Below are 22,525 nucleotides of genomic sequence, written 5' to 3' on the forward strand. Positions count from 1 at the left end.
ATCGGTTGGCGCGCTGCGAGTGTGTAAGAGAGGGATTACAAAATTATATCTCGCAGCGCAGCATTTGATTGTCAACTTACTTACGTCGATGCTTACGTCGATGCACCACTACCCTGCTGGCGCACGCCGCGCGCCACGTCCGCCGCTTCCGGGTCACCCTTCTGTTGCGCCTCCCGATATTTCTCGGCCTGGGCATCGACGATATGCGGCGGGAACGGCGGGATGTTCGCATCGGCCACCACTTCCAGCACAAAGGGCCGGCCAGCCGCCAGTGCACGGTCCCAGGCCGGGCCCAACGCTTCCGGATCGTCGACCCGCTCGCCCTCCAGGCCGAGCATGCGCGCATATTCCGCATACGAGAAATCGGGCAGTTCCTGCGATGGCGCATATTTCGGCTCGCCCTGCATCCCGCGCTGTTCCCAGGTCACGAAATTAAGATCGCGGTTGTTCAGCACCAGCACCACCAATGTGGGATTGGCCCAGTCGCGCCAGTGGCGTGCGATCGTGATCAGGCCGTTCATGCCGTTCATCTGCATCGCGCCGTCGCCGGCCAGCGCGATCACCGGCCGTCCCGGATGCGCCATCTTGGCCGCCATCGCATACGGCACCGCCGAGCCCATGGTCGCCAGCCCGCCCGACAGCGACGCCATCATGCCGCGCCGCAGGCGCAGGTGCAGCGCATACCAGGCCGAGACCGAGCCCGAGTCGCCGGCCAGGATCACATCATCCGGCAGGCGCGGCGACAGCTCGCTGAAGGCGCGCTGCGGATTGATTGGATTACCCGGCTGGCGCGCGCGCTCGTCCAGCACGCGCCAGCTCTCGGCGACGTTCGACTCGATCCGCGCGCGCCAGCTGCGCACTCCCTTGCGCCGCAACAGCGGAATCAGGGCGCGCAAGGTCGCGCGCGCGTCACCGGCCAGGTTCACGTCCATCGGATAGCGCAGGCCGAGCATGGTGGCGTCGACGTCGATCTGCACCGCCTTCGCAGTGCCTTCCTGCGGCAGGAACTCGGCATACGGGAAGCTCGAGCCGATCATCAGGAGCGTGTCGCATTCCTTCATCATGGTATCGCTGGCCTGGGTGCCGATCATGCCGATGGTGCCGGTGCAGAACGGCAGGTCGTCGGGCACCACGGCCTTGCCGAGCAGCGCCTTGGCGATGCCGGCGCCGAGCAGCTCGGCCACCTCGACCAGTTCGTCCAAAGCGCCATGGGCGCCGGCGCCGGCCAGGATGGCCACCTTGTCGCCCGCATTGAGCAGGTCGGCCGCTGCGCGCAGGGCCTCGGGCGGCGGCACCGCCGCCTCGAGCGCGGCGCCTACGCCGGAGAAGGTATTGCCGTGTTCATGCGGCGGATGAGGCACCGATTCTTCTTCCTGCAAGTCGTTCGGGAGGATGATGCAGGTCACACAGCGCCGCGCCCTGGCGATGCGAAGCGCGCGGTCGACCAGGTGGCGCACCTGCGATGCATTGCTCGCCATCTGCACGAACTCGCCCGCCACGTCCTTGAACAGCGTGACCAGGTCGACTTCCTGCTGGTAGTGGGCGCCGAGCGCGGAGCGCTGCTGTTGGCCGACGATGGCCACCACCGGCTGGTGATCGAGCTTGGCGTCGTACAGGCCGTTGAGCAGGTGGATGGCGCCGGGACCGGAGGTCGCCAGGCACACGCCTACCTCGCCCGTGAACTTGGCGTGGCCGCAGGCCATCAAAGCCGACATCTCTTCGTGGCGGCACTGGACGAACTCGATCGCGTCCTGGCGCCCGAGGGCGGCCAGGATGCCGTTGATGCCGTCACCCGGATAGCCGTAGACGCGGTGCACGCCCCATTGCCCGAGACGGTCGAGCAGAAAGTCTCCTACGGTGCTGGTCATGCCGGTGTCCTTTCGCAACTGCTGGAAAGGCGACTGTAGGCCCGGAATGGAACGCAGACCGTGCGCCAGCGCCCGCAGGCGCCGACACGGCACAATCAGAGGCGCGCGCCGAGTTCCACGTCGGCCACGAGGCCGTCGCCCGACAGCCGCACCGGCTCCGCGCCCGCGCGCAGCATGCGCGTCATGGCGCGGTCGCCATCGCCGGGCGCGACGTCGACCGCACGCGCGGCCTCGGCCACGATCAGGATCTCGATGTCTTCCCTGAGCCCGTCGAGCACCGTATTGAGCACGCAATAGTCGGTGGCCAGGCCGCACACGGCCACGCGGCGTATGCCGCGCGCGCGCATGGCCTGCCCCAGCCCGGTGCCATTGAAGGCGGAATACGCGTCCACCTCCACGCTATCGGCCTTGGATACGACGATGACGTCGTCCGGCAGGTTCAGGTCGGACGCAAAGCCGGCGCCGTCGGTCCCGGCCACGCAATGCGGCGGCCACGGCCCGCCCTGGGCGGCGAAGGAGCAATGCAGTTCGGGATGCCAGTCGCGCGAGGCATAGATGGGCAGCGCGCGCGTCCGGTACAGGTCGATCAGACGGTTGATCGGCGCGATCACCTGATCGCCATGAGGGACGCCCAGCTTACCGCCGGGGAGGAAGTCGACCTGGAGGTCGACGATCAGGAGGGCGTCGCCCTGGCCGAGCACGATGGCGCTCATGAGACTTCTCCGTTTCAAGGACGCACACGCTGCGTCAAAGATGGCAGATTAACATGAAGCGCCGTCGCCGGCCGAAGGGCGCGCGGCAGACCGGAAGGGCCTGCCGCGAGGGACTGCAGCCAGGGACTGCAGTCAGGGACTGCAGTCAGGGACTGCAGTCAAAGACTACTTATTCCTGCGGATTGTTCAGCAGCGAGCGTTGGCGTGCATAGCCGAAGTAGACGGCGGCGCCGATCGCCAGCCAGATGGCGAATGCCAGCCAGGTATGCCAGGAGAGGAAGGACATCAGCACCAGGCAGAACACGATCGCCAGGCCCGGAATATACGGTACGCCCGGGCAGCGGAAGGCGCGCGGCAGATCCGGACGCTTCTTGCGCAGCACGATGACGGCGATCGAGACCAGGGTGAAGGCGGCCAGGGTGCCGATATTGACCAGTTCAGCCAGCACGGTCAGCGGCACCACGGCGGCGATCAGGCCAAAGATGATGCCCACCAGCCAGGTGGCGAAGAACGGGGTGCCGTATTTCGGATGCACCTTCGACAGCTTGGCCGGCAGCAGGCCGTCGCGCGACATGGCGAACAGGATACGGGTCTGGCCATAGGCCATCACCAGGATCACGGTGCTCATGCCCAGGATTGCGGCCAGGTCGACGAAGCCGGCAACCCAGTTTTCGCCCGCCACCTGCAGCGCCAGCGAGACCGGGTGGTCGACGCCCTTGAAGTCCAGGTGCGGCACGATGCCGGTCATGATCGCTGCGACCACGACGTACAGGATGGTGCAGACCACCAGCGAACCGATGATGCCGATCGGCAGGTCACGCTTCGGATTTTTCACTTCTTCGGCGGCCGAGGTGACGGCGTCGAAGCCGATGAAGGCGAAGAACACCAGCGCGGCAGCGCTCATCACGCCACCCATGCCATATGGCATGAACGGTTCCCAGTTCTCCGGACGGACGTGGCCGACGCCGACGGCGATAAACAGCAGCACGACGCCGGTCTTGATGATGACCATGACGTTGTTGATGCGTGCCGATTCGCGCATGCCCAGCGACAGCATCGCGGTTAGCGCGATCATGATCAGGAAGGCCGGCAGGTTGAACAGGGTCTCGACGCCGGGACGGGCGCCCGGGGCCGCGGTCAGCGCATCCGGCAGCACCAGGCCGAAGCCCGACATCAGCGACTGGAAATAGCCGGACCAGCCGACCGCGACGGTCGAGGTGGCCAGGCCGTACTCGAGCAGCAGGTCCCAGCCGATCATCCAGGCGACGAATTCGCCCAGGGTGGCATAGCTATAGGTATAGATCGAACCAGCAACCGGCACGGTCGAGGCGAACTCGGCGTAGCACAGGGCGGCGAAGCAGCAGGCCATGGCAGCCACGATGAAGGAGAGGGTCAGCGCAGGGCCGGCAGTGACGGCGCCCGTGCCGGTGAGCACGAAAATACCGGTGCCGACGATGGCGCCAATACCGAGCAGGATCAGGTCGGTCGGGCCGAGCACCTTTTTGAGTCCGCCCGGCTTGGCGCTGGCGGCCAGCATGGCATCCAGATTCTTGGTTCTAAAAATACTCACTACGTGTTCTCCAATCAAATATGTATGTGGTCCCGCGTCTTGTCAATACGCCGTGCCCGCAGGTCGTGCGGGCACGCTCTCGAGATCCTGCCTGTTGGGCCGGCATGCCTGACATGAAACCGCTCTTGCTACACCTGCAAACCGTCAACTTTTTGCAGACGTGCAAATATAACCAGAATGCTGTTGCGAATCAAAGCAATCTAACAAATCTTCTGCAATTTACGTGCCGGCAGGCAATTTCTGCTATTAAAGGCGGCCGTTGCGTAAACATCGCAGCCTGGGCGGCTGTGCTTGATTTCCTCAAATCAACATTCGATAATGGACCGAGCCATCCCGCCCCACCCTCGCTTCTCCGCCCACCGATCCCGCCGACATGACTGTTCCCAATGGACGCCCGACCAGATCCACGCCGCTGCTCGCGATCGGCGGGTTGCTGGCCGCACTTGCCGGTCCGGCGCCGGCGGCCATGCAGCCGAAAGCACGGCTGGACGAAATCGCGGCGCTGGCCGAGCATAATAATGCGCAGGCGCGCACCATCCTGGTGCAGGAGGGCCAGAAGCTGATCGCCGGCGCGCCCTATCCGGTGCGCATCCACTACCTGCGCCTGTTGCGACGGACACAGGCCGATGCCGGCAACTTCCGAGAAGCCTTCGAGACGAACGAGCTTATCATTGGCCTGGCCGAGGCCGAACGCGATCCGCTCAATCTCGCGCTGGCCAGCCTGGCGCGGGTGCTGCGCCTGATCGAGAACAACGATCCGGCCAAGGCCCTCGGCCAGCTCGCCACCCTCGGCGCCCGCTACCGCAAGCTGGACAGTCCCGAATTCACGGCCACGGCCGAAGCGCTGCACGGCATGGCCTACAGCGCGGTGGGCCAGTACGACCGCGCGCTGCACCATTTCCTGCGTGCGCTGGACATGGTCAAGCGCCATCCCGGCCTGTGGAGCCCGCGCGAAGCCGACATCCGGCTGGCGATGGCGCGCATGTACGTCAATTCGCGCGATCCGGCCCGCGCACTCGAGACGTTGCGCGAGATCCGCACCGGCGCGACACGGCTTGCGCCGCGCACCGCAGCGGCGGCCCACTTCTTCGAGGGCCGGGCGCTGGTGGCGCAGGACGAGCTGGAGGGCGCCCAGCAAGCCTTCGGGCGCGCGCTGGAACTGGCCCATACCCACCAGTTGATCGCGATCGAAGCCAATGTGCTGGGCAATATCGCCAACGCCTACCTGAAGGCGGGACGCTACCAGGAGGCCGAGGAAGCGGCGCGCGCCGCCCTGGCGCCGGCCGAGCGCAGCGAAGACAAGATCAGCCTGCAAATGGCGAAGGCCAACCTGGGTTTCGCCCTGTTCGGCCAGGGCCGCCAGAGCGAAGGCATGCAGCACGTGGACGCGGTGATCGCCGCGATGCGCAAGGCCGGCGCCATGTCGGCCGTCGGCCGCTTGCTGGCCGAGAAGAGCCTCGCGCTGGAAAGCGCCGGACGCTTCCGCGAAGCGCTGGCCACCACGCGCGAACGCGAAGCCGTGACCCAGGACCTGGCGGTCGATGAACGCAATAAGGCGATCTCGGCGCTGCAAGAACAGTTCAAGGCGCGCGAGCGCGCCGCCCAGATCGATGCCCTGCGCCAGGAGAACGCCGTCAAGGACACCGAATTGCGCCACCGCAGCCTGATCCAGACCGCCGCCTCGCTGGGCGCGTCGGTGGCGCTTTTCATGTGCGCAGGCGTGCTGTGGATGTACCGCAAGTCGGTGCTGACCGGTCGCCGCCTGGCCGAACTGAACGACGAGCTGGCCTACCGCTCGGCCCACGACCCACTCACTGGCCTCTTCAACCGGCGCTCCTTCCTCGACCGCATGCGCAGCCGCACCGGGCAAGCGCCGCCGCGCCTGGGTTCGGCCGACTGCTTCACCCTGCTCGACATCGACCACTTCAAGCGCATCAACGACGAATATGGCCACGCGGCGGGCGATGCGGTGCTGGTCGAGGTCGGCAAGCGCCTGCGCGCGGCGATGCGCGAATCGGACATGGTGCTGCGCTGGGGCGGCGAGGAATTCCTGGTGTATTCCCAGGGTGTGACCCAGGAGCAGCGCCCGCTGCTGGTAGGCCGCATCCTCGATGCGATCGCCGCCACGCCGATCGTGCTGGACGACGGCACCGCGCTCAGGATCAGCGCCACCGCCGGCGCGGTATCGCTGCCGTTCGCGCCGGATGGCGACGAGACCAGGCCGGAAGCCACGCTCCAACCCGACTGGGAACAGGCGATCGCGCTGGCCGACCGCGCGCTCTACAAGGGCAAGGAAGCGGGCCGCAACCGCGGCTATATCGTGGCCGGCCTGCGCCGTCCCGAAGGTGGGCTGGAGCTCGACCTGGTGCTGCCGGGCGTGGCCGGCTGAAGACGGCGCATCGGCCCCATCGGCGGCCAGGCGCGCCGCGTTACAGCGAACGCAGCAGATTGCGGCGGGCGACGATCGCCGCCACCGTCTGCAGCAGCGTCGCCGGGGCGACCGGCTTGGCCAGGTAGTCGTCGAATCCCGCTTCCAGCGCACGCTGCTGGTCTTCGCGCCGCGAGAATGCGGTCAGGGCAATGGCGGGCACACCCGCCGTCTCGCGGTCGGGCATCGACCGTATGCGGCGGATCATCTCGAAACCATCGACCAGCGGCATGCCGATGTCGCTGATGACCAGGTCGGGCCGGCGCGTCTCGACCAGGCGCAGCGCCTCGCGCGCGCCGGTGGCGGTGAGGATCGTGGCGTCGCTGGCGGCCAGCACCTGCTGCACCAGTTCCAACGAATCGAGTTCGTCGTCGATCACCAGCACCGTCATGCCGGCCATCTCCGGTGGCGCCAGCGGCAGGCCGGCAAGCGGCTCGACCCGCGCCGCCGGCACCGCGCCGGGCGCCGCCAACGGCAGGTGCAGGGTGAAGGTGGCGCCCTGCCCTTCACCGTGGCTGGCCACGCTGATCGCGCCGCCCTGCAGCTCGACCAGCTGGCGCGCAATCGCCAGGCCCAGTCCCAGGCCGCCATGGCGCCGCGCCGACGAGGAATCGGCCTGGCGGAAGCGGTCGAACACATAGGGTAGGAATTCGGGCGCGATGCCGGCGCCGGTATCGGCCACGTCGATCGCCACCGCGCGCTCGTCCGCTTCTCCATCGGTCCGCAGCGTGACCGTCACCACGCCGCCGGGCTCGGAAAACTTGATGGCGTTCGAGATCAGGTTCGACATCACCTGCTGCATGCGCGCCAGGTCGCCGCGCACGGGGCCGGCGCCGTGGTCGATGCTGGCGTCCAGGCCGATGCTGCGCGCCAGCGCCGCCGGACGCGCCGTCTCGAGCGCCGCGTTGACGAAGTCCTGCGGCTGGATCGGCGCCGCGTCGATGCGCACCTTGCCGGCCAGCAGGCGGCTCATGTCGAGCATGTCTTCGATCAGCTGCGACTGGGCGCGCGCATTGCGCTCGATGGTTTCGAGGCCGCGGCGCAGCATGGCGCCATCGCGATGGCCCTGCAGCAGCAACTGCGACCAACCGAGCATGGCGTTGAGCGGCGTGCGCAGCTCGTGCGACAAGGTGGCGAGGAACTCGTCCTTCATCTGGCTGACGTTCTCGGCCTCGAGACGGGCGCGCTGCTCGTCGAGATACAGTTGCTGGCGCTCGGCCGCCGCCTGCAACGATTCGGCGATCGTACGGTTGCGCGCCTCGAGGCGCGCATCGAAGATGGTGGCCAGCAGCGCGATGCTGAGCAGGGCCACGGTGGCCAGCGTCACCAGCGCCGCCAGGTGATCCTGGTCGACGCCGCCAAGCGCCGCGCGGCACACGCTGCCGGCCTCGAAGTGGGCGGCGGCCATGCCCGTATAGTGCATGCCGGCGATGGCGCCACCCATGATGACGCTGGCCGCGAGCTGCACCGCGCGCCGCGAGCGGCCGCGCTCCTGGCCATCGTCGTGAAGGCGCAGGGCGAGCTGCAACGCCAGCGCCGAGGCGCCGATCGCGATCGCGACCGACAGCGCGAACAGCCAGGGGGTGTAGGTGATGGCGGGATCCATGCGCATGCCGGCCATGCCGGTGTAGTGCATGGCGTTGATCCCCGCGCCCATCAGGGCAGCGCTCAAGGCCAGCTGGCGGCGCCGGAAGGCACGGTGCCGCACATGCCACAGCGCCAGGCCGGAGGCGACCACGGGCAGCAGCCAGGAGGCGAAGGTGATCAGGGGATCGTAGCCGACCGGCATCGGCAGGCGAAAGGCCAGCATGCCGATGAAGTGCATGGCCCAGATGCCGCTGCCCATGGCCAGGGCGCCGCCGGCGATCCAGAAGTACGGCGTGCGGCCCTGGGCCTGGCGCACGCGCATCGCAAGGCTGAGCGCGGTGTACGACGCCAGGATGGCCACCAGGATCGACACGAAGACCAGCAGGGGTTCGTAATACCCGTTCACCATCGGTGTTGTCCCGTTTTTTATTGTCTACTTGCCGACATGCCGCATGCCGGTCGGAGCCAGTGTACACGACCTGGCCGGCGATATCGGTTACGCTTGCACGCCTGCTTAACGCCAGCTCCAGGAGGAAAAACCTTGTCCGACGACCGTACGACCGCCCCATCCATCGTGCATGAGCGCCGCACCCTGCTGCACGGCGCCGCCGCGCTGGCCGGCCTGGCGCTGGCCCCGGCGACGATCCTGCCCGCGCGCGCGCAGCGGCCCTTGCCCAAGGTGCCGTATGTGACGACGCCGCAGGACATCGTCGAGCGCATGCTGTCGATGGCGAAGATCGCAAGCGATGACGTGGTCTACGACCTGGGCTGCGGCGACGGCCGCATCGTGATCTCGGCCGCCCGCCGGTATGGCGCGCGCGGCGTGGGCATCGATCTCGATCCCGAACGCATTCAGGAAGCGAATGCCAATGCGCGCTCGGCCGGCGTGCAGGACCGCGTGCGCTTTCGCCAGGCCGACCTGTTCCGCACCGATTTCAGCCCGGCTACCGTGGTCATGCTGTACCTGCTGTTCGAGGTCAACCTGCAGCTGATGCCGCAGCTGTGGCGGCAATTGCGGGTCGGCGCGCGCGTCGTGTCGCACGATTTTCACATGGGCGCCCAATGGCCGCCGGAGCAGATCGTGCGGGTGCGCGACAAGACCCTGTATGCGTGGACGATGACGGAGGAGCTCAAGCGGGAGATCGGGCAGGTGCGTGCAGCGCAGCTTTGATATGCCGCACGGGCAATAAAAAACGGCGCCTGAAATGCGAAACGCCCGCATCATGCGGGCGTTTCGAAGGAATCCTGTTGGTGGGAAGTGCAAGTTTCGAACTTGCGACCCCTGCAGTGTGAATGCAGTGCTCTACCCCTGAGCTAACCTCCCAACGAGGCCGTATTATGCCATAAAGTCTTGATTATTCCAAATGGCAATTGACCAACTTATTTGTACCGATACCGTGATCTCGAAAGAAACACGGCGAGGCAGCGATACCTGCCGCGCTTGCCGAAAACAAGAAGGCCAGCATTGCTGCTGGCCCTTGTGAATTCTGGTGGGAAGTGCAAGTTTCGAACTTGCGACCCCTGCAGTGTGAATGCAGTGCTCTACCCCTGAGCTAACCTCCCGAAGCGAGGCGTATTATGGCACAGAATCACTGTCTCGTCATCCCTGCGGAGAATAATTCCTCCACACGCAGCTGCCTTTCACGTTCTTGTCGAGGCCAGTCAGCACCTCGTCGTGCGCCGTGAGTTCGTCGCCGCTTGCCGCGACCACGATGATCTCGCCCAGCGGCACCACTTCGAGCGCGTCGCCGATGTTTGCGGTCTCGACTTCGACGTCCATCGTCAGCGAATTCTGGCCGCGGGTCATGGCCAGGTAGACGTCGGCCAGCAGCTCCGAGTCGAGCAGCGCGCCGTGCAGCTTGCGGTGCGCGTTCGAGATCTCGTAGCGGTCGCACAGCGCGTCCAGCGAATTGCGCTTGCCCGGATGCAGTTCCTTGGCGTTCACCAGGGTATCGATCACGCCGCTGCAGTGCTGGACGAAGGGCGGCAGGCCGATGCGGGTGAATTCGTGGTTCAGGAAGCCCAGATCGAACGGTGCGTTATGGATGATGACCTCGGCGCCCTGCACGAACTCGCGCAATTCCTCGGCGATCTCGTGGAACTTCGGCTTGTCGCTCAAGAACTCGGTGGTCAGGCCGTGGACGGCCAGCGCCGCCTCGTCCGACTCGCGTTCGGGATTGATATAGCGGTGAAAATTATTGCCGGTCAGTTTACGGTTGAAGATTTCGACGCAGCCGACCTCGATGACGCGGTCGCCCGTGCGAGGATTCAGGCCGGTGGTTTCGGTATCGAGGACGATCTGGCGCATGGTGTTCTACAAGATAAATTAAAGCGGACCAGAGTATAGCAAAGCCCGCCCCTGCCTTCCGGCGCTGAAACGGTCAGCGGCGGACCGAGGCGGCGCCGCGATTGGCCAGCACGTCGGCCCGCTCGTTGCCTGGATGGCCGTTGTGGCCGCGTACCCAGCGCCATTCGACGGCGTGCTGCTGCTGGGCCAGGTCGAGCGCCTTCCACAGGTCGTCGTTCTTGACCGGCTCCCTGGCCGCCGTCTTCCAGCCGCGCGCCTTCCAGCCGTGGATCCATTCCGAGATCCCCTTCTGCACGTACTGGCTGTCGGTGTGCAGCACGATCTTGCACGGACGGTTCAACACGCCGAGCGCCTCGATCACGGCGCGCAATTCCATGCGGTTATTGGTGGTGTTCGGCTCGCCGCCGAAAATTTCTTTCTCGTGGCCGTTCGAGACCAGGAGCGCGCCCCAGCCACCCGTGCCGGGATTGCCCTTGCACGCGCCGTCGGTAAAAATCTCGACCTGCGTCGCGCTTGCTTCATTCGTTTGTTGTTCGCTCATTCCTGTTCGCTGCCGGCACTGCCGCCGGTCGCTTGCTCGCTTTCTTGTTCCATGCGGGACCGATAATGTGCATGCCCTTGACCCGCTTGATCGCATGCACCACGTAGACCGCGCCGAGATACGGCCACCAGCGCCCGCCCGCCGATTCCATCATCGAGAAGCGGCTGAGCCAGTGGGCCGTGCGGCACGGCGGGGCGTAGCAGCCGAAATGGCTGCGTGTCACGCCCAGATTCAACAATTTTAGCCAGTCTTTCAGGCGCGGCAAAGAAATGAATTCGCCGGACTCGGGCAGGTAGTCGCTGCGCGTGACGCGCCGGAAGCCCTGGCGCATGCCCCACAGGCTGGCCGGATTGAAGCCGCAGATGATCACCTGCCCTTCCGGAATCAGGACCCGCTCGACTTCGCGCAAGACCTGGTGCGGCTCGGCGGCGAACTCCAGCACGTGCGGCAGCACCACCAGATCGATGCTGCTGGTGGCAAACGGCAGTTCCTCGAAGTCGACCGCCACCGCGATCTGCTTGCCGCCCGCGGCAAACGCGAGTTCGTCCGCATGCGAGGTGCGCGTGGCCGCCTGCCATTTATTGGGCATGCGGCTGGCCGCCAGCGCATCGAGCTGGGGCACGCCGATCTGCAGCGCATTGAAGCCGAAGATATCCACCGTGAGTTCGTCCAGGCAGGCTTGCTCGAACGCGCGCACGTAGGCGCCCGCCGGCGATTGCAGCCAGTTGTCGAGCGCTATAATGGATTTTTCGGATGCGCTATCCATGCCACCTCTTTGACCTACGGTTCACCATGACGACTCCTCTGCGCACTCACCTCGCGGTATTGACGCTTCCTGCCTTTAAAGACAATTATCTCTGGCTCATTCACGACGGCAGCAACGCCGCCATCGTCGACCCGGGCGACGCCGCGCCGGTCAAGGCCGCGCTGGCCGCGCACAAGCTGCGCCTGACCGCCATTCTACTCACCCATCACCATGCTGACCATATCGGGGGTGTGCCGGGCTTGCTCCAGGAGTGGAATGTGCCCGTCTTCGGGCCGCGCAACGACGGCATCGCGCTGGTGACGCATCCGCTCGGCGAGGGCGAGCGCATCGGCGTGCCGGGGCTGGATCTCGCCCTGGACGTGCTGGACGTGCCGGGGCACACGCTGGGTCACATCGCTTATGTGCGGCGCAATCCAGGTCGCGAGCCGGGTGCCGAGTGGCTATTTTGTGGCGACACGCTGTTCGGCGCGGGCTGCGGACGGCTGTTCGAGGGCACGCCGCAGCAGATGATGGCGTCGCTCGGGAAGTTCACGGCGCTGCCGGACGACACGCTGGTCTATTGCGCGCACGAGTACACGCTGTCGAATCTGCGTTTCGCCCAGGCGGTCGAACCGGGCAACGCTGCGCTCGATGCGCGGGTGCTGGCCGATGGCATGAAGCGAGAGGCAGGGCAGCCGACCATTCCGTCGACGATCAGCCTCGAGCGGGCGACCAATCCCTTCCTGCGGCAAGGCGAAGCACGCATCGTGCAAAGCCTGGTCGAGGCGGGACGCCTCGCGCCGGGGGCGCCGGAGGTCGACGCCTTCGCGGCGCTGCGCGAATGGAAGAATACGTTCTGATTTATCGCATGGTTGGCGACGATGCCGCCAACCATGCAAGCATCAAATCTCCTCGTACAGCGGCAGGGTCAGGAATTCGGCGAATTCATCCGACGTCGACATGTCCTCGAAGATAACGGCGGCGCGCTCGTAGCTCGCATGCGTCCCGTCCGCCGCCACCACCTTCACCTTCTCCAGTTCTTCGGGAATCATCGCCCGCACCATGTCCGCCGTCACCTTGCGGCCATCTTCGAGCACACCCTTCGGTGAGCGGATCCACTGCCACACCTGCGAGCGGCTGATCTCGGCCGTCGCCGCGTCTTCCATCAGGTTGTGGATCGGCACGCAGCCATTCCCGGCCAGCCAGGCGCCCAGGTAGTGGATGCCGACATTGATGTTGTAGCGCAGGCCAGCCTCGGTGATCGGCGTCTCGGGCTGGAAATCGAGCAATTGCGCGGCCGTGACTTCGACGTCCGGACGCTGCTTCTCGAACTGGTTCGGCCGGTCGCCCAGCACCTTGGTGAATTCCTCCATCGCCAACCCGACCAGGCCGGGGTGGGCGACCCAGCCGCCGTCATAGCCGTCCGTGGCATCGCGCGCCTTGTCGGTGCGCACGCCGCCCATCGCGATCTCGTTTTTCTCCGGGTCGTTCTTGATCGGAATGAGGGCTGACATGCCGCCCATGGCCGGCGCGCCGCGCGCGTGGCAGGTCTTGAGCAGCAGCAGCGCATAGGCGCGCATGAACGGCGCCGTCATCGTCACCTTGGCGCGGTCGGCCAGGCAGAAGTCGCGGTCATGCTTGAACTTCTTGATGCACGAGAAGATGTAATCCCAGCGTCCGGCGTTCAGGCCGGCGCTGTGCTCGCGCAATTCATACAGGATCTCGTCCATTTCGAACGCGGCAAGAATCGTCTCGATCAGCACCGTGGCCTTGATCGTGCCCTGCGGCAGGCCCAGCGCATCCTGGGTCATCACGAACACGTCGTTCCACAGGCGCGCTTCCAGGTGCGATTCCAGCTTCGGCAGGTAGAAATACGGACCGGCGCCCCGCGCCAGCAATTGTTTCGCGTTGTGGAACATGAACAGCGCGAAATCGACGATGCCGCCCGAGACGCGCTGGCCGTCGACCAGCACGTGCTTTTCGTCCAGGTGCCAGCCGCGCGGACGCACGATCAGGGTCGCCACCTTGTCATTGAGATGATAGGACTTGCCGTTCTGCTCCAGCGAAATGGTTTTGCGGACTGCATCGAACAGATTGACCTGGCCCTGGATCTGGTTGTCCCAGTTGGGCGTATTCGAATCCTCGAAGTCTGTCATGTAGCTGTCGGCGCCCGAATTGAGCGCGTTGATGACCATCTTGCGCTCGACCGGACCGGTGATTTCCACACGCCGGCAAGCCAGCGCCGGCGGGATCGGCGCGATGCGCCAGTCGCCGTCGCGGATGTGGGCGGTCTGGGGCAGGAAGTCCGGGCGCTCGCCGGCGTCCAGGCGCCGCGCCCGTTCGGCGCGCAGGGCCAGCAATTCCTGGCGGCGCGGTGCGAAGGCGCGCGCCAGCTGGGCCACGAGCGCGAGCGCTTCCGGCACCAAAATGTTCTCGTAGCCGGGCTTGATCTCGCCCGTGATCTGCATGCCTGCGGGGATGGTGAGGGACATATTGCCTCCTGAGTTTGATGAACAATGCGTGCAACGCCGCACCCGAGACGGGCGCTTCTTGGCGTTTGTCTTTGCATCAAGTATATTCACCTAAATAGCGCTAAACCATACAAATTCTCACAGCATCCGTGTGTTTTTGTATCAAATAAGAAGCAGGAGCGGGTAAACAACATGGGCAAATTTACCCAGATGTCGACCTTCGTCGAGGTCGTCGCGCGTGGCAGCCTGTCCGCCGCGGCGCGCGCCGAGGGCATCGCGCCGGCCATGATCGGCCGCCGGCTGGACGCGCTCGAGGCCCGGCTCGGGGTCAAGCTGCTGCAGCGCACGACGCGGCGGCTGGTCCTGACCGACGAGGGCACGGCCTTCCTCGAGGATTGCCTGCGCATCCTGGGCGAGGTCAATGACGCCGAGTCCGCCATTTCAGAGCACAGCATGCGCGCGTCGGGCCACCTGACGGTGTCGGCGCCGGCCGGCTTCGGCCGCCTGCACCTGGCGCCGCTGCTGCCCTCCTTCCTGGCCGAACACCGCGACGTGACCATCAACCTGAACCTGTCCGACCGTGTAATCGACCTCGTGGCCGAGGGCGTGGACGTGGCCATCCGCATCGCCAGCCTAGACGACTCGAACCTGATCGGGGTCAAGCTGGCCGACAACCGGCGCGTGGTGGTGGCGGCGCCCGCCTATCTCAAGCGCCACGGCCAGCCGCGCCAGCTGGCCGACCTGGCGCGCCACAACTGCCTGCCGATCAGCAGCGAAGGCAGCCAGCGCGGCTGGACCTTCATGGACAATGGCAAGCCAGTGACCCTCAAAGTGGGCGGCAATATGGTGTGCAACGACGGCGCCGTGCTGCATGCCTGGGCGCTGGCCGGCAAGGGCCTGGCCTGGCGCTCGATGTGGGAAGTGGGCGGCCAGATCGCGAGCGGCGAACTGGTGACCGTGCTGGACGACTTCGCGGCGCCCGGCAACGACATCCACGCCGTGTTCGCCCAGCGCCGCCACCTGCCGCTGCGCATCCGCGCCTTCGTGGATTTCCTGCGCCGCAGCTACGCCGCGCCGGATTACTGGCGCCATTCCTGACGCGACCGGTGCGGCCCACGCGGGGAGCGATGGGACGTACAGGCAAAAAAAATCCCCGGCAATTCCGGGGATTTTTGTCTCGTAAAGCCCTTAGGCTATTACAGAGGCTGGATGTTCGAGGCTTGCTTGCCCTTAGGGCCGGTGGTCACGTCGAACGAAACGCGCTGGTTTTCCTGCAGCGACTTGAAGCCGTTGCTCTGGATAGCCGAGAAGTGCGCGAACAGATCTTCGCCGCCTTCATCAGGGGTGATGAAGCCGAAGCCCTTCGAGTCATTGAACCATTTAACGATGCCAGTTGCCATTACAATTTCCTATTTCGGTTAGTTGGGCTTGCGCCCGTTTCAGATCGTTTGAAGAAGCAAGAAAGAAATGACAGACAGACTGCACTACTACCTCGAACCCAACGATCCCGTATTATACCGAATAAATTCGACGCGCACCCTATTCGTTAAATAAAAAAACCGCCTGGCAGCAACGATTCTCAAATTCAATAAATTGGTGAGCACGCTTTTTATCCCGTACGAGGGAAAATATAGGCGCAACGCCCGACCAAATGTTTGCGATGAATCAAATTCCGCTCTGCCGCACGTTTGCGCATGCGGCTTGCGTAGCGCCGCGCGCGAATGGGCGCCCCTGCTACTGCTCAGGTCAGGGATTTTGGATCGCGATGCGCGGCGCGGATGTATTCGTCGAGTTCCGCGCGCCAGGCTTGCCATTCCGTAGCGGCCACGACATCGAAGGCGCGCAGCACCCGTAGCCGCTGTTCCAGCAGGCGTGCATGGTGGCCCAGGCCGCGAAAGCCGAAGGTGGCCGCCGAGCCGGCCAGCGTGTGCAGCATGGCCTGTACCTCGTTCGCCGCCGGCGCGACGTCGAAGGCCGGCTCGCCGGCGCGCTCCAGTTGTTGCGACAGCCCCGCCAGGCGCTCGAGGGTCGACGGCAGGCGCGCCGCGAACTTCTCGTTCAGTTCGGCGAGGCGCGCGAAGAACTGCTGGTCGGCCGGCTGCACGGTTGCCATCGTCGGCGCTTACTTGGTGCCGAAGATGCGGTCGCCCGCATCGCCCAGGCCCGGGATGATGTAGGCATGATCGTCCAGGTGCGAGTCGAGCGAGGCGACGTACAGCTTGACGTTCGGATGCGCATCCTGGACCACCTGCACGCCTTCGGGCGCCGCCACCAGGGCCAGGAACAGGATCTGCTCGTCCGGCACGCCACGCTTCTTGAGCACGTCGATCGCATGCACCGCCGAGTTGCCGGTGGCAACCATCGGGTCGCACAGGATGAAGGTACGATCGACGGTATCCGGCAGGCGCACCATGTACTCGACCGGCTCATGGGTCTCCGGGTCGCGGAATACGCCGATGTGGCCGACCCGCGCCGACGGCACCAGTTCCAGCAAGCCGTCGCTCATGCCGATGCCGGCGCGCAGGATCGGCACCACGGCCAACTTCTTGCCTGCGATCACTGGCGCATCGATGGTCACCAGCGGGGTCTTGATCGAGCGCGTCGTCAGCGGCAGGTCGCGCGTGATCTCGTATCCCATCAGCAGCGTGATCTCGCGCAGCAGTTCGCGGAAGGTGCGGGTCGAGGTGTCGTGCTCGCGCATATGCGACAGCTTGTGCTGGATCAGCGGGTGGTTCAGGATGTAGAGGTTCGGGAAGCGCGGGTCTTGGTTCATGGCGGAATTCAAAAGTTCTGTGTGAAGCATACAAGCGCGCATTATCCCAGCGACGCGGCTGTTTGTCCCGGTCTGCACGTGAAATAAATGATAATCATGACACGAGGGCGCGCGCCAGGATCGCTCCCAGGTCGACAGCGGCGGGCAAGCGTCCATAGGCCCCGCCCACCGGCTGCAGGATGCGCGTGAGCAGGAACGCCTCGCCCACGTAGTGCGGCGCATGGCGCAGCAACAGCGCGGCCTGAACCGCCACCACGATCTGCTCGGCCAGCAGCCGCGCGCCGGCTTCGTCGTGCAGGCGCCCCGCCAGGCCGTCCAGCAGCGCCGCCACGTGGTCCGCGTAGCGCTCGTCCAGCCCCGCCGCCGGCGCCAGCTCGGCCGCCAGGGCCGCACGCGCAACTTCCGGGGCTTTTCCCAGCGCGCGCAGCAGGTCCAGGCACATCACATTGCCCGAGCCTTCCCAGATCGAATTAACCGGCAGCTCGCGGTACAGGCGCGCCAGCGGGCCGTCCTCGACATAGCCGTTGCCACCCATGACTTCCATCGCCTCGGCGCCGAAGCCGGGACCGCGCTTGCAGATCCAGTATTTGCCGGCCGCGGTGAGGATGCGGCCCAGCAGCGCCTGGGACGGGTCTTGTCCCTCGTCGAAGCAGCGCGCCAGGCGCAGGGCGAAGGCGGTGGCGGCCTCGGATTCCAGCGCCAGGTCGGCCAGCACATTGCGCATCAGCGGTTGTTCGGCCAGCGGCCGGCCGAAGGCGATGCGCCCGCGTGCATGGTGCAGCGCGTGGCACAGGGCGGCGCGCATGATGCCAGCGCTGCCCAGCACGCAATCGAGGCGGGTATGGCTGCCCATCTCGAGGATGGTCGGGATGCCGCGCCCCGGCTCGCCGATCATCCAGCCGAGCGCGCCGCAGAATTCGACTTCGGACGAGGCGTTCGAGCGGTTGCCCAGCTTGTCCTTCAGGCGCTGCACCCGCACCGCATTTCTCCGGCCGTCGGCCAGAAAGCGCGGCACCAGGAAGCAACTCAACGCGCCCGCGCCTTCACCGATCTCGTCGCAGCGCGCCAGCACCAGGTGAGCATCGGCCTGCGGCACCGAATAAAACCATTTGTGGCCGACGATGCGCCAGGCGCCCTCGCCGGCCGCGCCTTCCTCCAGCAGTTCGCCCGCCGCCAGCGGCGTGGCGCGCGTGGTGTTGGCGCGCACGTCGGAACCGCCCTGCTTCTCGGTCATGCCCATGCCGATCAGGGCGCCGCGCTTGTGCGCCACCGGCAAGGGCCGGGGATCGTAGTCGCGCGACAGGATCTTGGGCAGCCAGGCCGCCGCCAGGCCTGGCGCCCGGCGCAAGGCAGGCACCGCGGCATAGGTCATCGTTACCGGGCACTGGGCGCCGTTCTCGGCCTGGCCGAACAGCAGGTATTGCGCCGCCCGCGCCACCTGGGCGCCGGGGCGCGGATCGCTCCAGGGCGCGCTATGGGCGCCGGCGCCGATCATCAGGGTCATCAGGGCATGCCAGGCGGGATGGAATTCCGGCTCGTCGATGCGGCGCCCGGCGCGGTCGAAGCTCGCCAGCGTCGGGCCGTGGACATTGGCCAGGCGCGCCAGCTCCTGGACCTCGGCGCTGCCTAGCCGCGCACCGAGCGCGTCCAGCTGCGCCGCCGCCCAGCCGCCGCCCTCGCGATGCAGCGCTTCCTGCAAGGCCGGATCACAGGAATACAAGTTGATGCCGGTGAATGGCGGCGCCTGGTTCTCGACCTCGTGGGTGGCGAATCGGTCCATTGTTCCTCCTCTACGCACATCTGCGTATTGCTAAATGTTGCATTGCGGCATCATAATTGCACTTTATTATGTCGTTACAATCAAGAATAAGCGACAATATAGCGGGACAAACTTGACTGTCCTGCAACGAGGGTAGCGCCAACATGCTTGCCGGGCAAGCAGCCTGCGCTGGCTCAACAAAGCTTGGAATCATCGCATGACTTGTGCTTTCTGATGCTTTGCGGAATTTTTCAATGATAGAGTCATCGCTGGTTTGGTAGACTTGCACGGATTCACATGTGACATTGGCATGACGTGCACGTGCCGCAACAAGAAAGCAAGAAAGCTCCTGGACAACATGCACACCAGTTCCTCCGCCGCGCCCCCGCCCCAGCCGGCCGCCGCTCCTGCGCAGGCGGCAGTGCTGCCCGCGGCGCTGCTCGACGGCTTGCTGGAAACGGCCGGCGACGCCGTGTTCCGCGTCGCGCCCGATGGCGCGATCCATGCGGCCGGCACGCGCGCGCAGCGCCTGTCGGGCTTTGAATCCGGCTGCTCGCTGTTGTCGCTGGTGCACGAGATCGACCAGACCGCACTGCGCAATGCACTGGCCGGCGCCGCCGCCGGCCACGAGGCGGTGCTGGTCGAGACCCGCTTCCGCTCGGCCGAACGCGACCTGTGGTTCGAGTTGCGCATTGCGCGCCTGGCCACCGGCGACGCCGCGCCGCTGCTGGTGATCGGCCGCGATATGTCGGTCCAGCATGCAACCGAAGAACGCCTGCGCCACATGGCGACCCACGACGCCCTGACCGAGCTGCCCAACCGGGTGCTGCTGTCGGACCGGATCCGGATGGTGATCGCCCATGCGCGCCGCTCGGGCCAGGGCTTCGCGGTCGCCGCCATCGGCCTGGACGGCTTTAAAAAGGTCAACGACGGCCTGGGCCATCCGCTGGGCGACACCGTGCTGCAGCTGGCGGCCGTCCGCCTGCGCCGCACCCTGCGCGACAGCGACACGCTGGCCCGGGTCGGCGGCGACGAGTTCGTGGCGGTGCTGCCGGGCACCTTCACCGAGCCGCAGATCAAGCTCGTCACGGGGCGCCTGATGGCCACCCTGCAGTCGCCGTTCGAGGCCGGCGGCCACACGATCTACCTGGGCGCCTCGATCGGCGTGGCGGTCTATCCGGATCACGCCGAAGACGAGGTGCGCCTGGTGACGCTGGCCGACGCCGCCCTGTCGCGCGCCAAGGAAACCGGCAAGGGCCGCGCCGTGGTCTACAGCCCCAGCGACCAGGGCCCGCCGCAACACGATATCTCGCTCGAAGCGGCCATGTTCAACGCGGTGCGCGAGGGCGAATTTTTGCTCTACTACCAGCCGATCATGAACGCCCGCAGCCGCGTCATCGAGGGTTTCGAGACCCTGATGCGCTGGAAGCATCCGACGCTGGGCATGGTGCCGCCGGTGCGCTTCATCCCGATCGCCGAGAGCAACGGCCTGATCAACCTGCTCGGCGCCTGGGCGCTGAAGGCGGCCTGCATGCAGATCCGCCAGTTCCAGGAAGTGGCCGGGCGCGAGCTGTACATCTCGGTCAACATCAGCCCGCGCCAGTTCCGCAGCGACCGCTTCCTGACCGTGCTGGACGACGCACTGGCGCTGTCCGGCCTCGACGGCCGCCAGCTGGTGCTCGAGATTACCGAGGGCACCCTGATGATCGACCCGACGCACGCCGAAGACATCCTGGCGCGCATGGTGGAGCGCCATGCGCGCATCGCGATCGACGATTTCGGCACCGGCTACTCGTCGCTGGCCTACCTCAAGCGCTTCCCGATCTCGGTGCTCAAGATCGACCGCGCCTTCGTGAAGGACTTGCCGGCGTCGAAGAAAGACGCGGCCATCTGCAACGCGATACTCGACCTGGCCGGGCACCTTTCCCTGTCGGTGGTGGCCGAAGGCGTCGAGACCGAGGAGCAGCTGGCCTGGCTGGACGACCAGGGCTGCCATTACGTCCAGGGCTACCTAACGGGCAAGCCGATGCCGGCCAATGTGGCCGTCACCGCCCTCAAGGAAAATCTCTATACCGCTCTTCTGCCTGCCGACCACCGGACAGGAAAATCATGACCACACAAGCCATCACCCCGCACTCGGCGAAGTCGCAAGCCACCCTCGCCCTGCTGTGGGAGCGCATCCGGCGCCAGGGCGACATGCCGGGCTTCACCAAGGCCATCAGCGCCATCCTGGCCTCGATGCGCGGCGAGGACGAGCGCGACTTTTCGATGACGCAGACGGTGCTGTCCGACCCGGTGCTGACCCAGAAGGTGCTGCGTTTGGCCAACAGCAGCATGTATGCGGCCTTCGGCCAGCACGTCAACACCATCTCGAAGGCGGTGCTGGTGCTGGGCACCGAGTCGATCGGCCACCTGGCGCTGGGCCTGAAACTGATCGAGGAACTGAGCCGCAGCAGCCCGGACACCGAAGCCGCCCACGTCGAGATGGAAAAGGCGGTGCTGGCCGGGATGGTGGCGCAGCAGCTGGCGGCCGACTCGCGCTCGCGCGACCCCGAGGAAGCCGTGGTGTGCTCGATCCTGCACTCGCTGGGCCGCATGATGCTGACTTTCTACATGCCGGAGCGCTGGACCCGGATGCGCGAGGCCGCCGGCGAAGGCCGCGAAGAAAGCGCGGCCCATGAGGTGCTCGGCCTGTCGCTGGAAGAAGTCGGCCGCGCCACCGCCGCCCATTGGGGCCTGCCGCGCAACCTGGTGGCCGGCATGCGCCGGGTCGAACCGGGCGAGCGCTTCGAAGGCTTCGCCCACGAGGACTGGCTGGCCGCGCTGGGCAGCATGTCGACCCAGGCCGCCGACGCCCTGTGGGCCGACGATGCGGCCAGCGCCGAGAAGGTCGCGCAACTGGCCGAAAGCTTCGCACCGATGCTCGGCCTGCCGGCCAGCGGCATCCTGGCCTCGATCGACAAGGCCAAGGCGGAAGCGGCGTCCGACCTGTCGATCGCGCCGCTGGCCAAGCCGGCCGAAAAACGCGCGCAACAGGCTGCCGCCACCAGCAAGCGCATCGCCGGCAACAAGATCCTGATGAGCGGCGTGGCCGACATGCGCGACGTCGGCGCCACCGCGACCGCCGGCCAGATGATCTCGATGGCCCTCGAGACGATGCACAAGGGCCTGTCGTTTACGCGCTCGTTCGCTTTTCTCCGCAATCGGCGCGAAGGCCGCTATTCGGCGCGCCTGGGCCTGGGCGAGGACGTCAAGGCGATGCTGCCGAACCTCGCGTTCGACGACGTCTACGAACCGAACGTGTTCCACGCGGCGCTGGGAAGCGACCGCGTGATCTTCATCGAGAACGCGCACGACACCAAGTTCGCGACCAAGCTGCCGGGCTGGTGGAAAGGCACGCTGGCCGAAGCCCACTGCTTCGTGATCATTCCGCTGTGCGCCCACGGGCAGCCGGCGGGCTTCATCTATGGCGACTGGGACGACACCTTCCCGCAGGTGATCCTGAGCCAGACCGAGTTCTCGCTGCTCAACGACCTGCGCGCGCTGGTGGTGCGCACGGTCGAGCGCAGGCATCAGATGGAAGCGATCGTTACGCGGGTGTGACGAGGGTGCGGCTGATCCCCGCCGCCCCCTCCTTGAGTTTGCTCTCGCACGTCGTTCCCGCGCAGGCGGGAACCTGATTGTGCGCACGCTGCAGCTACGGTGCGCGCTTGCAGCTGCGCCAAGGACTTGGGTTCCCGCCTTCGCGGGAACGACGTGCGA

The 22,525-nt window shown here is 66.0% G+C and carries 18 protein-coding genes and 2 tRNA genes; 6 read left to right on the plus strand and 14 right to left on the minus strand.

Going from position 1 to position 22,525, the window contains the following annotated elements:
• Window positions 1–92 precede the first annotated feature (92 nt).
• From SOM61_RS12370 to SOM61_RS12380, 3 genes are all read right to left on the minus strand, one after another.
• A complete protein-coding gene (locus SOM61_RS12370) occupies window positions 93–1,868 on the minus strand; it encodes a thiamine pyrophosphate-requiring protein (RefSeq protein WP_320474374.1) in 1,776 nt (591 codons plus the stop codon).
• A 95-nt stretch (window positions 1,869–1,963) separates the two neighbouring features.
• Window positions 1,964–2,599: an isochorismatase family protein gene (locus tag SOM61_RS12375; RefSeq protein WP_320474375.1), complete on the minus strand. Its 636-nt coding sequence runs from the start codon at window positions 2,597–2,599 to the stop codon at window positions 1,964–1,966.
• Window positions 2,600–2,750: 151 nt separating this feature from the next.
• Window positions 2,751–4,151 (minus strand): branched-chain amino acid transporter BcaP, encoded by a 1,401-nt coding sequence (locus tag SOM61_RS12380; RefSeq protein ID WP_320474376.1) that lies wholly within the window; start codon window positions 4,149–4,151, stop codon window positions 2,751–2,753.
• Between the two features lie 373 nt (window positions 4,152–4,524).
• Between SOM61_RS12380 and SOM61_RS12385 the strand changes: the two genes are divergently transcribed.
• Window positions 4,525–6,540 (plus strand): GGDEF domain-containing protein, encoded by a 2,016-nt coding sequence (locus tag SOM61_RS12385; RefSeq protein WP_320474377.1) that lies wholly within the window; start codon window positions 4,525–4,527, stop codon window positions 6,538–6,540.
• Between the two features lie 40 nt (window positions 6,541–6,580).
• Here SOM61_RS12385 and SOM61_RS12390 read toward each other — a convergent pair whose 3' ends face one another.
• The gene (locus SOM61_RS12390) at window positions 6,581–8,575 is read right to left on the minus strand and encodes an MHYT domain-containing protein (RefSeq protein ID WP_320474378.1); all 1,995 of its coding nucleotides are present in this window, start codon (window positions 8,573–8,575) and stop codon (window positions 6,581–6,583) included.
• Between the two features lie 132 nt (window positions 8,576–8,707).
• On the opposite strand from SOM61_RS12390, the gene SOM61_RS12395 reads away from it, so the two are divergent.
• Window positions 8,708–9,337, plus strand: a complete 630-nt coding sequence (locus SOM61_RS12395) for an SAM-dependent methyltransferase (RefSeq protein WP_320474379.1) — start codon at window positions 8,708–8,710, stop codon at window positions 9,335–9,337.
• Window positions 9,338–9,415: 78 nt separating this feature from the next.
• On the opposite strand, the gene SOM61_RS12400 is transcribed toward SOM61_RS12395, so the two are convergent.
• From SOM61_RS12400 to SOM61_RS12420, 5 genes are all read right to left on the minus strand, one after another.
• Window positions 9,416–9,490 (minus strand) — tRNA-Val (locus tag SOM61_RS12400).
• A 164-nt stretch (window positions 9,491–9,654) separates the two neighbouring features.
• Window positions 9,655–9,729: transfer RNA gene (locus tag SOM61_RS12405), tRNA-Val, on the minus strand.
• A gap of 37 nt (window positions 9,730–9,766) precedes the next feature.
• A complete protein-coding gene (dnaQ, locus tag SOM61_RS12410; RefSeq protein WP_320474380.1) occupies window positions 9,767–10,474 on the minus strand; it encodes a DNA polymerase III subunit epsilon in 708 nt (235 codons plus the stop codon).
• Window positions 10,475–10,547: 73 nt separating this feature from the next.
• The gene (gene rnhA / locus SOM61_RS12415; protein ID WP_320474381.1) at window positions 10,548–11,015 is read right to left on the minus strand and encodes a ribonuclease HI; all 468 of its coding nucleotides are present in this window, start codon (window positions 11,013–11,015) and stop codon (window positions 10,548–10,550) included.
• Complete coding sequence (locus tag SOM61_RS12420; protein ID WP_147937267.1) at window positions 10,993–11,781, minus strand: class I SAM-dependent methyltransferase; 789 nt, start codon at window positions 11,779–11,781, stop codon at window positions 10,993–10,995. Before SOM61_RS12420 ends, rnhA begins: the two co-directional genes overlap by 23 nt.
• A gap of 26 nt (window positions 11,782–11,807) precedes the next feature.
• On the opposite strand from SOM61_RS12420, the gene gloB reads away from it, so the two are divergent.
• Window positions 11,808–12,620 (plus strand): hydroxyacylglutathione hydrolase, encoded by an 813-nt coding sequence (gene gloB, locus SOM61_RS12425; protein WP_320474382.1) that lies wholly within the window; start codon window positions 11,808–11,810, stop codon window positions 12,618–12,620.
• Window positions 12,621–12,662: 42 nt separating this feature from the next.
• On the opposite strand, the gene aceB is transcribed toward gloB, so the two are convergent.
• A complete protein-coding gene (gene aceB / locus SOM61_RS12430; protein ID WP_320474383.1) occupies window positions 12,663–14,252 on the minus strand; it encodes a malate synthase A in 1,590 nt (529 codons plus the stop codon).
• A 171-nt stretch (window positions 14,253–14,423) separates the two neighbouring features.
• Between aceB and SOM61_RS12435 the strand changes: the two genes are divergently transcribed.
• Window positions 14,424–15,329, plus strand: coding sequence for a LysR family transcriptional regulator (locus SOM61_RS12435; RefSeq protein ID WP_320474384.1), 906 nt, complete (start codon window positions 14,424–14,426; stop codon window positions 15,327–15,329).
• A 98-nt stretch (window positions 15,330–15,427) separates the two neighbouring features.
• Here the strand turns inward: SOM61_RS12435 and SOM61_RS12440 are convergent, their stop codons facing one another.
• The 4 genes from SOM61_RS12440 to SOM61_RS12455 all read right to left on the minus strand — a co-directional run bounded on the left by SOM61_RS12440 (window position 15,428) and on the right by SOM61_RS12455 (window position 18,784).
• On the minus strand, window positions 15,428–15,631 hold the full coding sequence (locus SOM61_RS12440; RefSeq protein ID WP_137176112.1) for a cold-shock protein: 204 nt from the start codon (window positions 15,629–15,631) through the stop codon (window positions 15,428–15,430).
• 341 nt (window positions 15,632–15,972) lie between these two features.
• Window positions 15,973–16,344: an Hpt domain-containing protein gene (locus SOM61_RS12445; protein ID WP_320474385.1), complete on the minus strand. Its 372-nt coding sequence runs from the start codon at window positions 16,342–16,344 to the stop codon at window positions 15,973–15,975.
• A gap of 9 nt (window positions 16,345–16,353) precedes the next feature.
• Window positions 16,354–17,004: a uracil phosphoribosyltransferase gene (upp, locus tag SOM61_RS12450; RefSeq protein WP_320474386.1), complete on the minus strand. Its 651-nt coding sequence runs from the start codon at window positions 17,002–17,004 to the stop codon at window positions 16,354–16,356.
• Between the two features lie 94 nt (window positions 17,005–17,098).
• Complete coding sequence (locus tag SOM61_RS12455) at window positions 17,099–18,784, minus strand: isovaleryl-CoA dehydrogenase (RefSeq protein ID WP_320474387.1); 1,686 nt, start codon at window positions 18,782–18,784, stop codon at window positions 17,099–17,101.
• 337 nt (window positions 18,785–19,121) lie between these two features.
• Here SOM61_RS12455 and SOM61_RS12460 point away from each other — a divergent pair, with 337 nt between their 5' ends.
• Together SOM61_RS12460 and SOM61_RS12465 are read left to right on the plus strand one after the other, a co-directional pair.
• Window positions 19,122–20,876 (plus strand): putative bifunctional diguanylate cyclase/phosphodiesterase, encoded by a 1,755-nt coding sequence (locus tag SOM61_RS12460; RefSeq protein ID WP_320474388.1) that lies wholly within the window; start codon window positions 19,122–19,124, stop codon window positions 20,874–20,876.
• Entirely contained in the window at window positions 20,873–22,366 is a 1,494-nt protein-coding gene (locus tag SOM61_RS12465) for an HDOD domain-containing protein (protein ID WP_320474389.1), read from the plus strand. Before SOM61_RS12460 ends, SOM61_RS12465 begins: the two co-directional genes overlap by 4 nt.
• Window positions 22,367–22,525 lie beyond the last annotated feature (159 nt).

Source organism: Massilia sp. CFBP9012 (assembly GCF_034045115.1).
Classification (GTDB): Bacteria; Pseudomonadota; Gammaproteobacteria; order Burkholderiales; family Burkholderiaceae_D; genus Telluria.

What these genes read in the sequence shown, in the direction of transcription:
- rnhA (WP_320474381.1), bottom strand. Translation starts at nt 11,015, where the DNA reads ATGAGCGAACAACAAACGAATGAAGCAAGCGCGACGCAGGTCGAGATT.
- SOM61_RS12440 (WP_137176112.1), bottom strand. Translation starts at nt 15,631, where the DNA reads ATGGCAACTGGCATCGTTAAATGGTTCAATGACTCGAAGGGCTTCGGC.
- SOM61_RS12435 (WP_320474384.1), top strand. Translation starts at nt 14,424, where the DNA reads ATGGGCAAATTTACCCAGATGTCGACCTTCGTCGAGGTCGTCGCGCGT.
- SOM61_RS12465 (WP_320474389.1), top strand. Translation starts at nt 20,873, where the DNA reads ATGACCACACAAGCCATCACCCCGCACTCGGCGAAGTCGCAAGCCACC.
- SOM61_RS12445 (WP_320474385.1), bottom strand. Translation starts at nt 16,344, where the DNA reads ATGGCAACCGTGCAGCCGGCCGACCAGCAGTTCTTCGCGCGCCTCGCC.
- gloB (WP_320474382.1), top strand. Translation starts at nt 11,808, where the DNA reads ATGACGACTCCTCTGCGCACTCACCTCGCGGTATTGACGCTTCCTGCC.
- SOM61_RS12455 (WP_320474387.1), bottom strand. Translation starts at nt 18,784, where the DNA reads ATGGACCGATTCGCCACCCACGAGGTCGAGAACCAGGCGCCGCCATTC.
- SOM61_RS12420 (WP_147937267.1), bottom strand. Translation starts at nt 11,781, where the DNA reads ATGGATAGCGCATCCGAAAAATCCATTATAGCGCTCGACAACTGGCTG.
- SOM61_RS12460 (WP_320474388.1), top strand. Translation starts at nt 19,122, where the DNA reads ATGCACACCAGTTCCTCCGCCGCGCCCCCGCCCCAGCCGGCCGCCGCT.
- dnaQ (WP_320474380.1), bottom strand. Translation starts at nt 10,474, where the DNA reads ATGCGCCAGATCGTCCTCGATACCGAAACCACCGGCCTGAATCCTCGC.
- SOM61_RS12370 (WP_320474374.1), bottom strand. Translation starts at nt 1,868, where the DNA reads ATGACCAGCACCGTAGGAGACTTTCTGCTCGACCGTCTCGGGCAATGG.
- aceB (WP_320474383.1), bottom strand. Translation starts at nt 14,252, where the DNA reads ATGTCCCTCACCATCCCCGCAGGCATGCAGATCACGGGCGAGATCAAG.
- SOM61_RS12390 (WP_320474378.1), bottom strand. Translation starts at nt 8,575, where the DNA reads ATGGTGAACGGGTATTACGAACCCCTGCTGGTCTTCGTGTCGATCCTG.
- upp (WP_320474386.1), bottom strand. Translation starts at nt 17,004, where the DNA reads ATGAACCAAGACCCGCGCTTCCCGAACCTCTACATCCTGAACCACCCG.
- SOM61_RS12385 (WP_320474377.1), top strand. Translation starts at nt 4,525, where the DNA reads ATGACTGTTCCCAATGGACGCCCGACCAGATCCACGCCGCTGCTCGCG.